7 protein-coding genes and 1 pseudogene are annotated in these 11898 nt (G+C 56.7%); 2 read left to right on the top strand and 6 right to left on the bottom strand.

Annotated features, from left to right (window positions below; all coding sequences use genetic code 11):
* Positions 1–640 precede the first annotated feature (640 nt).
* Positions 641–2296: an MFS transporter gene (locus AC0L3D_RS34780; protein ID WP_473647339.1), complete on the top strand. Its 1656-nt coding sequence runs from the start codon at positions 641–643 to the stop codon at positions 2294–2296.
* 117 nt (positions 2297–2413) lie between these two features.
* Here AC0L3D_RS34780 and AC0L3D_RS34775 read toward each other — a convergent pair whose 3' ends face one another.
* The gene (locus AC0L3D_RS34775; protein WP_473647338.1) at positions 2414–2638 is read right to left on the bottom strand and encodes a hypothetical protein; all 225 of its coding nucleotides are present in this window, start codon (positions 2636–2638) and stop codon (positions 2414–2416) included.
* A 228-nt stretch (positions 2639–2866) separates the two neighbouring features.
* Here AC0L3D_RS34775 and AC0L3D_RS34770 point away from each other — a divergent pair.
* A pseudogene (locus tag AC0L3D_RS34770) lies at positions 2867–3219 on the top strand (IS66 family transposase); the annotation flags it as partial.
* Positions 3220–3564: 345 nt separating this feature from the next.
* Here AC0L3D_RS34770 and AC0L3D_RS34765 read toward each other — a convergent pair.
* The 5 genes from AC0L3D_RS34765 to AC0L3D_RS34745 form a co-directional block, all read right to left on the bottom strand.
* On the bottom strand, positions 3565–5004 hold the full coding sequence (locus AC0L3D_RS34765; protein ID WP_473647337.1) for an amidase: 1440 nt from the start codon (positions 5002–5004) through the stop codon (positions 3565–3567).
* A 351-nt stretch (positions 5005–5355) separates the two neighbouring features.
* Positions 5356–5679 carry a hypothetical protein gene (locus tag AC0L3D_RS34760; protein ID WP_473647336.1) on the bottom strand — a complete coding sequence of 108 codons (324 nt, stop codon included), beginning with the start codon at positions 5677–5679 and terminating at the stop codon, positions 5356–5358.
* 115 nt (positions 5680–5794) lie between these two features.
* Positions 5795–7393 (bottom strand): ABC transporter substrate-binding protein, encoded by a 1599-nt coding sequence (locus tag AC0L3D_RS34755; protein WP_473647335.1) that lies wholly within the window; start codon positions 7391–7393, stop codon positions 5795–5797.
* 973 nt (positions 7394–8366) lie between these two features.
* On the bottom strand, positions 8367–9815 hold the full coding sequence (cuyB, locus tag AC0L3D_RS34750; protein ID WP_473647334.1) for a cysteate racemase: 1449 nt from the start codon (positions 9813–9815) through the stop codon (positions 8367–8369).
* 117 nt (positions 9816–9932) lie between these two features.
* Positions 9933–11438: a M20/M25/M40 family metallo-hydrolase gene (locus AC0L3D_RS34745; protein WP_473647333.1), complete on the bottom strand. Its 1506-nt coding sequence runs from the start codon at positions 11436–11438 to the stop codon at positions 9933–9935.
* Positions 11439–11898: the final 460 nt, after the last annotated feature.

The raw sequence follows: 11898 nt of genomic DNA, 5'->3' as shown, positions 1-11898 counted from the left end.
GCCTGACCTAATGGCAACTTGATCGTCATAGAAGAATGCGCCGTTGCCAGGCGCAAGGAGGACGTCTTTGATCTGCACTTCAGTTCGCTCGATTTCTGCCGGTCTGCGTTGACGGCCCGGAGGCAGTTGGAACCGTTGCCCGCCAAGTATGCGCCACTAGGCATCGAGTTCGCCAATATAATGTCCCGGCCGCTGCCATCGCGTTTTGAGATGACGCCGCCTGCCCAAGGAAACCGCCGATCATATAGTCGTCATTAGAAGCGAGATCGACTTGGCGAAGAACGGTTTCAGATTCATTTACTTGGATCCGGATGGGACAGTGGCTGTGCGCCGCCGCTGGACGCACGCAGATTTTTGAAGTTCACCACTGAGCATCGCCCGATCGCCTTGGAGGTGACGTATCACGTCACTGTTGTTCGCCGGAACCGTGTCCCCCGTTTACGGCGGCGAGGTGGTTAGCGGTGCCATATCGCGGCTATAGGTTTTATTGGCTGGCGGCAGGCTGTAGGTCGGGAAGCTTCGGAACCATCTCGCTGCCAGATGACGACAATACAAAAACTGCATTTGACGCGAGCCGACCGGTAATTGGATCGTGTCCCGCTAAGTGGTGTAGCTCGGCGGGAAACGATCGGTCGGAGCGATGGGCAGGGTGGCGGGCGCAGATGAGGATCCAATTTCGCCAGCGGCATTTGCGCCGCTCAGAAACCCGACCTTTCGTTCGATCTGGCTCGCCACGCAGGTTTCGAGTCTCGGTTGGCTGATGCAGACTGTCGCCATCAGCTGGCTGATGGCAACAGTCTCGACTTCCGATTTGATGGTTGCGCTGGTGCCGGCGTCATCGACGCTGCCCGCGTTCATCCTATCCGTCTTCGCCGGGGCTCTCGCCGACAATTTCAGCCGTCGCAGGGTCATGTTCGCCGGCCGATGCCTTATGGCGATGGCATCTGCGATGCTGACCGCTTTTGTGGCGCTGGGCTTTGTCGACCCGTGGATGATCCTCGGCTTTAGTTTTTTGATTGCATGCGGCGGTGCTCTCAACGATCCCGCCTGGCAAGCGTCGGTTGGCGATATCGTGGAGCGACGTCATATTCCCGCTGCGGTCACCCTGCTCTCTCTCGGCTTCAATACTGTCCGGACAGTGGGTCCGGCGTTCGGTGGCATCGTGGTTGCCTCGTTCGGGCTTGTGACGGCTCTCGCCGTGACCACATTCAGCTATCTGGTACCTCTGGGGACGATTTGGCGCTGCAAGTGGAAGATTCGGTCCTCACCTCTCCCGCGTGAGTCGATGAGGATGGCGATCTATGACGGGCTGCGCTTCACGGCAATGTCTTCCGAGATCAAGGCTGCGAGCGCGCGCGGAACCCTCTTTGGCCTGGCGAGCATCGCCATACTCGCGCTGCTGCCCTTGGTTGTCCGCGATCAGCTGGGAGGAGGACCGCTCGCCTATGGCGCCCTCATGGGCGGCTTCGGAACGGGCGCTGTCATCGCCGGCATCTCCAACAACATGTTCAGACGGATCTTGTCTCAAGAATGGCTGATGAAGCTCTCCTGCGTCGCCTGCGCGGCGTGCACCCTCTCTCTTGCGCTGACCTCGTCGATAGCAGTGGCAGCAATTGCGCTCGCCTTGGGTGGCGCCGGTTGGGTCACCGCCTGGTCCGGGCTTGGTGTAAGCGTGCAACTGGCGAGCCCGCGCTGGGTCGTGGGGCGCACCATCTCGATCTACTATGCATTGATAGATGGCGGCATAGCGGCCGGCAGTTGGGTGTGGGGCATGGTGGCCCAAAACTATTCCCTGACCTGGGCGCTGGATGGTTCCGCGGGAGCTCTGATGTTGGTCGCTGGAGCCGGTGTTCTGTTTCCTCTTCGCGAGCGCCACGAGTCAGAACCCGATCCTTTGGAGGAATTCAACGCCCCGGCAGTCGCGCTTGAGCTGAAGCCGAGAAGCGGTCCCATCGTTGTCAAGGTTGAGTATCTGGTACTCGACGAAAATGTCGAGGCTTTCCTGGACCTCATGCGCGAGCGCCGGCATGTACACAGCCGCGTCGGTGCTCGGCACTGGACTCTCCAGCGCAACCTTCAAAGGCCTTTGCAATGGACAGAAACATTCCGCACGCCAACTTGGACCGACTACCTTCGCCTCAACCATCGTCTCACGGAAGCGGACAAGGAACTGGACGAAATGATCCTCCTCCTCCACGAAGGAGAGCTTCCACCTCAAATCACGCTGTTGATCGAGCGGCCGACAGCCCCTGCTGGCAGAACTGAGCAATCGACGCCTTATTTTCCCCGCCATTGACGCTGGTACGAGGCACACTTACCAAAACTGAACGCTAACATGCGGCGACCCAGCGTTAACCGCGAAGAGAACCACAGCGCCGGCAGGAACTTGGATAAGGAAAAAAGGAACTTGCAGTCAGATCTCTGATGGCTCGGCAGCTTGCGGTTGATCCGGCCCGGAAGCCAAGATGGCGTCCCACATGAGTTCTGAGGCAATCGCGCCCAGATCCCCGACGTTCATTCCACCGAAAGCCGAGGGGGCGATATCTGAGCGTTGCTCGCCGACCACTTGACCTGTTGAATCAGCATAGAGGACATCACCGTCGCCAATGGTTGCGAAAGGCTGGATCGCGCGAGCCATTGACGTGTGTACCTAAACCGCAAGACGCTGCAGTTCCGCACAGTTCTGGACCTCGCGTGTGTGAAGTTGCCTTATTCGAATGCCGTTTGGTGTCCAGCCGCAGGTCGCTCTTCAGCCAATTTCGTCGCGATGGGCGCGCCGGTCAAATATGGAATATTGCCGAGGTCCATCTGCGATCAAGATGGACTTTGTCCTGCGGAAAAGCCGGAACGGCCGCCATGCGCGCCGCAAGTCTTCGAACCGGCGGATATTGAGGGAGCAGCACGCAAGAAGAGCCGCGGCGAACGGACAGGGACAATCTACCTGATCGCACTGGAGGCGGTGCGGCGCCTCAATGCCCCAGTTCGATATCGAGCGCGAGATCAACGGATTGAGTGCCAAAGCGCGTGCCCGCTCCCGCCAGAAGCGCAGCGCTCCACTGATGGATGACCTCACGCCAGGCTGATCGCCCAGCTTGCCAAGCTCTCGCGCAACCACGGTCTGGTCAATGCCATCAACTACATGCTGCGCCGCTGGCCGGCGTTCACCCGCTTCCTCACGATGGCAGAGTTTGCATCACGAACAATGCGGCGGAACAAGCCCCACCTCGAAATGCGAGCCGCCGATCCTTGAACTCGATTTTCGCCCCAAGTCCTAGGGCGATACCTTTCGCGAATGCCCCAATCTGGCATTCTGCGAAGCCGCGCAAGGGATGGTCGAAGGGTCTTGAAGGTGCCGGCTATCACTATTAGCGCGCTGCAGGATGAGGTTCATCGCCAGAGGTGACCCTCCTGCCAACGAACAGGAGAATCAACGTGAAGATCATCCTGATCCGATCAATCCGAAGAAAGATCGCGACAAGAACTTGCGCGTGGCGCATGACCTCATGCGGATGCCCCAAGAACTGATAAACGGACATCATCCTTCTACCAGAACATTTTTGCATATTACGCGCCCGCTCGCACGCTTGGTCTTCGGTGGCGCCATGGGCATGCCTCTTCCAGGTCGCGCGAGATACGCACCAACGCTGCCTCGTCACCGAAACGGCCGACGATTTGAATGCCTATTGGCAAGCCGTTAGCGCTATGGGCCAACGGTAGCGACACCGATGGATGCCCGGTGATATTGAATACACCCATGTACCCATAGATCGCGGTCGCAGCATCCGCATCCATGAATTCCACGGCGGAAACCGTCGGATGGGTAGTACAGTAGATGGCTCCGTGCGGCGGGGCAACGATCGGCATCGTAGGCGTCAACAATATATCGAAGGCATCGATCGCCTCGCCGACACGGAACCGGAATCTCCGGATATCTTCAAGTAGGTCTCCGATGGAAGCAGGTGGACGGTTTCGGCCGTGTTCATAAAGCTTGAGATTGACCGGTTCCAAGGTGGCCGCGTCCAGTGTTCGGCCCATGGCCCGCGCCGCATCTTCAATTGCTTTTGCACTGAGTGCGCGGCTGCCGTGCGAGATCCTCGTCCTCTCCTCGGGATTATATGGCGGGTCGATCTCCGTAGTTAGATGGCCCATTTCCTCAAGAAGCGAGGCAATCGTATCGACTGCTTGAAGGACCTCCGGCTCGACGTCAGACCCTCCCCATTTGGTTCGCGCGACTCCGACGCGGAGAGTGCCGGTAGGTCGAGATAGCTCGTCCAAGTAAGGGCGGCTAGGCTGGGCGATGATAAATGGATCTCCGGGATGAGGACCCGAAAAGACGTCTAATGCGGCGGCCATATCGCGCACCGTCCGACAGAGAACAAATGTTCGGCTAAAGCCAAACCACGAGTCTTGGTCGTTCGGCCCACCAGATACACGCCCGCGGGATGGGTTCAGCCCGACAAGGCCGCACCAGGAAGCGGGAATGCGAATTGATCCGCCGCCGTCGCTGGCATGTGCAATAGGAGTGATGCCGGCCGCAACCGCCGCGGCAGCTCCCGAGGACGAACCTCCCGCGGATCGTTCCATATTCCACGGATTGCCGGTAATGCCATTGAGAAGGGATTGGCTCATTCCTGAGGTACCAAGCTCCGGGAGTGTTGTTCTCCCGATTGTACGGAGCCCTGCATCTCGCGCGCGACGAAAATAAAAGCTGTCGGTCTGGGGGCGATAGCCTTCGAACAGACGGCTCCCCTTTTCCTGAAGGCGGCCAGCTTCGGTAGCGCCGATATCCTTGCGAAGGAACGGTACGCCGTGAAAGACGCCTCCGTCCGCGCCCGTAACAGTCTCGGCATCTTGATAGATCTCGATGACAGCATTGATGCGAGAGTTGATCTCGTCATGCGCCTCGCGGGCTAGTCGCGTCAATTCCACGGGCGTCACCTCGCCGGCCTTCACAAGAGAGGCTAAACCGGTGGCATCTTGCTCAACATATTCGCTCAATCTCATTTGGATAGCTCCCTGGTTACCAATTCATCGAAGGTTCGCGCGATATGTTCTCGACAAGCCCTTGTTCGCCCGCCCGAAGACTTGGATATTGATCAGTTAATCCGCGCAAGGTGGGTCTATCGACCATGACCGAAGCGTTCGGCTCTCGTCTCCAACAACTGCCTGTTCGATGCAGGAATTTAGAAGCCCCTGAGCAGGAAGGTTTGTGCCGGGATAATTCGTTGACCAGGCGAGCGCGGGGCAAAGAAGAAGATTCCGAGCAGAAGCGCTGCCGGAGCCAAGCAAGAGCGAGGCTTCGTGATTGTGGACCGGCCACGCGATGGCCGGGCTCATGGCACGGGAACAAGGTAGTCACGAGCTGGCTACCCATTGGACCCAGCGCTCGACGAGCACTTCGGTCTTAGTTTTGCCGGAAGGGAATTGCGCCTGCCAGTATGCCAGGTCGCGGAAGAATAGTTTGTCAATGTTCTCGGGCGAGGCAGCGCGATTGAACGGACCATAAAGATGAGATTGTTGAGACGAGTTTGCGCCTGCGCGGAGGCTTCGGTAAGCCACAAACCGCAAGGCCACGGCCCGGTTTTTCGTGTCCTTCGTCACGACCCAGTGAAGCGGGCTAAGCTCCGCTTCGTTCCACTGGTAATCAAGGGGCGCGCCCTGAGCCTTAAGGAATTCCATTGTGCCATTCCATGCCCTGGCTATCGCCACCTGATGATCCGCCAAGAACTGGCCTACGTCGCCCTGACAGCGATGGTCGAGACCAATCTGCGAAGGATGTAGGCAGCCATTAGGCTCAGGCCTTCTGCATGTTCCACATTGGGAAACCGTACCCGCCAGTTACCGAGAGGAGACCGGTGAGTGTCTTGCGGTGCGCGGTTGGCCGAACAATTTGACCCAGCAGAACGGAGCCAACGAAGTCCCACCATACTCCTTGCATCTTGCGGGCCAGTGCCTGGCGCTCTTCGAGCGTTTCGACATCTGCCCATTTGGTTCGAAGAGCCTCATATTCGTCGCTCTTCGGCCAGCCGAACCAGTCCTCGTCGCCATTTGCGAGCAAAAAGCCAGTGCTGATCGGGTTGCCGAGGCTGTAATCGGGATAGTTCGAGATAAAGATGTTCCAGCCGCCATTCTCGATAGGCCCCTTGTTCGCCCGACGCTGGGTAAGCTCTCCAAAGGTCATAGGCTCAAGTTCGGCGTTAACTCCAATTTTGCGCAGTGTGTCCGCCAGAAGCTTCGAGGCATTGCTCGCCTCCGCCCAACTCGTGGGTTGGAGGATGACGATCTTGTCGCCGGCATACCCGGCTTCCTTGAAGAGCTGCTTGGCTTTTTCCGGGTCGCCTTCCTTTTTATACCACCCCGTATTTTCGTCGTTTGAATAGGGCGTACTGTTTCCAAATATCGACGTAACGGGGTGGACGTAATTTGGGTCGGGGTTCATGATGCGCAAGAACGCTTCCTGGTCGATCAAGTGAAGCATCGCTTGACGCGCCTTCACGTTGTCGAACGGCGGCCGCAGGAAATTCATACGCACAAAATATGCATCGCCCGACTTTGTTAGAATCTGGAGTTCAAGGTTGGGATCGCTCTCGATCATTGGGAAAAGATCGGCGGGTGGCGCCCAGATGAAATCGACCTCACCCGCCTGCAAGGCAGCGACAGCAGTCTGCTGATCGGCGATATTGTTCCAGACGACGCGATCGACCTTGGCGACCTTCCCGCCAGCGAACCCGTTGGGCGGCTCCTTGCGTGGTACGTATTGTTCATTACGGTCGTAGGTAAAGCTCGCACCCGGCTTCGCAAGAGCCTCATTGAACTTGAACGGTCCCGATCCGATATTCGAGGTCACCTGCTCGGTTGCGGGATGATCTGCATCCTTCTGGCGCATGATAGGCAGAACCCCCCCCACCATCGTATCGAGCAGGATCCCCAGCGGCTCCTTCAGAGCAATTGTGAAAGTTTGGTCGTCCTTCTTCGAGATATCCCGGGCCCGCGCCATGATCAGTTTTCCACCGGCATCCACCTGGCCCCATCGGCGGATCGAGGCCACACAGTCCGCCGCAGTGACGGGGCTGCCGTCGTGAAAGTGTAGACCCTCCCGGAGCTCGAACGTATAGGTCTTCTTGTCATCAGAAACGCCCCACTTCCTCACCATTTGCGGCTGCGGCATAAGCTTGGAGTCGAGTGCGAACAGCGTGTCGTAAACCGCCAAGCCATGCATGTAGGTGATGTTGGCCGTCGATAAGATCGGATCGAAGACGCGGACGTCCCCCATCACCATACGGACGGTCCGCGCGTCGGCTGGCGATGTCTGCGCTCGAAGCAGCGATGGGATCAATAAACCCGTCCCGGCGGCCATGCCCGCTTTGATGAGGTTGCGTCGAGGGATTTTCATGTTGCAGTCCCCTTTTTTGCCAGTCTCGCGGTTGACCCTGCCTAGTTGCTGGATGAAACCTGAAGCGGTCGGCGGTCGCTTGGGGCGCACACTTAGCATCCGTTCCTGCAGTCTTTAGGCAGCTCGCGTTGTGGGATCTTGGTTGCGAGTGGAATTCACGGATCCGCACTTCCTACCGATCTTGATTAGGCGATGACCGCTCTATCCGCTTGATGCTGGCGCCACATTTCCGGCTTCGCACTTCGTCCGAGAATGGCGGCGAAGCCCGCCGACGAGAAAGACAGCGCCCGACCGCGACAGCCGAGGACGACGCCTGCATGTAGCGCCTGCGGGTATACCAAAGGCTCATCGTTTCCTTCCCGTTCTACGATTTTTGGCTATTTGTTGGTTTTCGATTGCCGCAGTGCTTGTGTCAAATTCAGTCTTGATATAGCGATCATCGAGTTCTGATATGAGCCAAGATGGAGTAACGGGCCGCTAAGTCATCCGCTCGCTGCGCTACGGCGCTCTCATAATGGTCGCGACTGAATGTGCGCAAGGCAATACTGGCACCGAGGCAAAAGCCGGTGCAAGTGTTTCCACAAGCTGGCTGGTGTGCTGCGCGTCTGTTGTCTGACGACGATCGGTCACGCTCTCCTCCGAGGATTGGTTACCGCACGATCGTGCACCTTCCTCCTTCTGTTTAGCGGGCGTCAGCCGAAGCCTGCCCCCAGCGCCGTATCGAGGATTGTCCTGAGTCAATCAGGTCGCGCAGCACGCCAGCCAAGTTGTGACGTCGGTCCTGCTGATTTCTCCTTTGCTGTCATCCGCGCTCGTTGGGCTTCGCAAGACTCCCGGGGGAGGATGAGGACTGGCTCCACGAGATCGGCATCGAGATGGAGCCCGAGGACGGCCTCATCGGCGTCCATGGCGTCGACTACACGATCGCTTTCAGCGACTTCGGCATCGAGATGCCTGCGTGGGATAAGCAAGATCATTCAACTGCGAAGCTTGCTTTCGACAGCTCTATGCATTTGTCCGCGAGTATTTGTGTCGGGTCAATGAGGCGAATTGCCCGATGAACAGTGGCTGGCAGTTGGATAAGAGGGAGTTCAGTGCAGCCTAGGATAATCGCGTCTGCAGACTGATTCTCGAGGGCCCTTATCACTTCTATTAGCTGATCAACGCATGCACCTGATGTGAAACCGGCTTTAACGCCGGTCGCTCCGTAGATTGCGTCCATTAATTTTGTCTGATCGCCAGCGTGCGGAATGAGCGGTTCGAGACCGACCGCACGCAAGGCGTTTTGATAGAGGTCGCTCTTTATCGTCCCCGATGTCGCCAAAATTCCGATTTTAAGAGGCGATGGTTTCAACTTCTTGATCCGATCTGCGGTCTCTGCGAGCATGCTGATGACCGGAATATCAAGATGTCGTTGAATCCTATCCACGTAGGCATGCGCAGTATTGCACGGGATGGCGATGAGGTCGGCTCCGCCTCGCTCGAGCTTTTTTGCGGTCGAATACAGGGCAAGGGTCGGATCAAGCCCTTTATCGATGAGGTTTGCAGTTCGGTCCGGAATCTGCGGATTATGCTCGACGAGCATCTTGACGTGGTCCTGGTCTCTGGCAGCGTGAGTTGCAGCGACAACCTTTGACATGAAGTCAATCGTCGCTGCCGGCCCAATTCCGCCAAGTACCCCGATCTTGAAGGGCCGCGGTTTCACTTCCGCCGTCTTCTCCAAGGCGTAGCGAGCGTAAATTTCGTTGCTGGGCACGATTGGAATTGGTCCGATTTCTCGCTTTCCGCGAAGGATCAAGGGAAGCTCTGTCATACCCGGCAGAATCACCTCGGCTCCCTGCGCAACTAAACTTTTCACCGCGCTGTCTATGGCGACTTCAATGGTAGCGGTCGGCCCTCCGGCCTTGAACCCGGACGGGCCGTAAATCGCCTCCATCATCACACCTTCAGCCGGTTGACCAAGATAGATCGCCTCCCTTTTTGGTCCGATCAGCCGATTGAACAGCCCCTTCATTCGCACATACGGTGTGGTCAGCACGCCGATACGTCTTGCATCGGCGAACCTTTCGTGTAGGTGCTCGCCAATGGCGTCGGTCATCGAAACGAGTTGCAGGTCAAATTCGGGGCGCAATTCTTCCAAGAAGGTATGCGTTATGAAGCAGGGGAGCACCGCGGCCTCGCAGCCATTCTTAACCATACGGTTGAGGGCATCGAAAACATAGAACTTTCTGCTGGTCGGAGAATAATCGCGGCTCCCGACTGAGCTGGCTTCGATCAACGGCTTCTGTTCGAACACAATTTCGCGGTGGTCGGCCTCAGATTTGACCGGTGTCAGGCTCACCAGCTGATTGAGGATATCTGCTCCCGCTCGAGCGCCCAGTCCCCCAATAATGCCGAGCTTGAGTGCGTGCCTAGGCTTCATTTTGCCTCAGCCTTTAAGCCAAACCTTTGAGCGATATGACTAGGTTGACGGGCACGCCAATGCGGGAACTTCGTGGCATGCTTTGGCACTACGAATGTTTCCCCTCCACTGACTTCATCAATCGTTTCGCTGACCATCACGCTTGATCTGCCCCGTTTTATCCCCAGCGAAGAACGGTGGCTGGTGGGTTGTGCACCGAGATAACTCCGCGAGGATTCGTATCCATGAGCGAATTCCCTTGTGGAAGCTCAACAGGTCGTACTTCTCGTTCGGGCTATGGTGCCGGTTATCTGACCGCGCGAACCCGATGGGCAGAGACTCTAGACCTAGTCGGCGCTTAGCAACACTAACGATGGGAATTGACCCACCACTTCCAATCAGTACAGGTTCAGAGTTCCACTCCTGCTTCAAAGCAGCACGTGCACTGGCAAGATATTGGCTTTTTGCCGAAACAACGGATGCGGGGCTGCCACCGTATCCTTCAAACCTCACTTTGCAGTCGGCAGGTGTTCTGGCACGAATGTGATCACGAAATATGGATTGAATCCTTTCTGGATCTTGACCGGCCACCAGCCTGAAAGAGATCTTCGCAAGAGCTTTGGACGGAATGATGGTTTTAAGACCACCTCCGTAATACCCACCTACAATTCCATTAATTTCGCAGGAGGGACGCATCCAAACTTGCTCTATTACTGAGTAGGCTGCATCGCCAGCAGACTGGGATAGCCCCGCATTTCTAAAGAATGCGTCCGCGTCGAAATCCAGCTTTAATAGTTGCGCTTTGATTTGTTCATCTACCTCGTGTATATCTTCGTAGAATCCCTCAATTGCTACTTCGCCATTTTCACCTCTTAGGCTCGCAATAAGCTCGGCTAGGACCTGGATCGGATTGCGTGCAGCATTGCCATAGGCACCGGAATGCAAGTCTCGGTTAGCGCAAGTTATCTCGATCTCTTCTTCCAGTATGCCCCGAAACGTTACAGTGATTGCCGGTACCGTATCCCTCCATAGGTGGGTATCGCAAAGCAGCATGACGTCGGCAGTCAGTTCGTCTCCGGCTTCGTCCAAGAACGCCTCCATACTTGGGCTGCCGCATTCTTCCTCTCCTTCGAAGAACATGGACACCTTTATCGGTAGATGTCCTGTCACCGCGTTCCAAGAGCGACATGCTTCAATGAAGGTTAGAAGTTGGCCTTTATCGTCCGACGCACCACGAGCAACAATGTGGATTTCGCCGTCGGGCTGCTCCTTGAGGCTCGGCTCAAATGGATCCGAATCCCACGCATCTAGTGGCTCGACTGGTTGAACATCGTAGTGGCCGTAGAACAACACGTGCGGACCGTCCGCTTCTTTGTTGTGCGCAACCACCATGGGATTTCCAATAGTGGATCTAACGGACGCCGCGAAGCCTATGCCTGATAGCTCATCTGCAATCCAGGAAGCCGCGTCGTAGCATTGTTCTGAAAACAACGCGTCACATGAAATGGAAGGAATTCGCAGAAATTGGAGGAGCCGATCAAGGCTAGCGTTCAGATTGGCATCCGCGTACCTTAAGACTTTTTCGACAAGTTGGTGGTGCACCCCGTGGCCAACCCCCAACTCAGATGTTTCCTCCAACGGCATATTATCTTCCTTTCATTGTGGGAGTCTTGAGCGAGGCGATACTCCCCAAATCTTGCTGGTTAATTCGAACGCGCAGTAGTCGACATCTGCAGTTCATGTACGGCTCTATGAACCGCGTTCGAACCAGATCGTTCTCGGCGCCGCTTCAAGAAATTCGTCGCGTATATCGGCGGGAATCGTCTGCCTCCCTCAACCATACGAGTGAAGCGCGTGAGGTGTCCGGCTGAGTACGCAAAAGGCCTGGTGACTTCTCTAATCGGGTGCTCCTGTCTGAAGGATCGGGCAACAACAACCGCAATCCTCGCAGACAGGGCACCTCCCCGCCAACCGATTATCCAATGCCGCGGAAGCGGCTTGGTACAATCCCAAGAGTCCACACGACCCTAGTCTTTGACAATCAGTTCACGAGGCATTCGTGTGAGCGGCTCGTGGCCGCGCTCGGTAACAATGAACGATTGTG

This window comes from Mesorhizobium sp. WSM4837, assembly GCF_055811435.1.
Note: the sequence above shows the minus strand (reverse complement) of the source record. Positions and strands in the feature narration are given on the sequence as shown.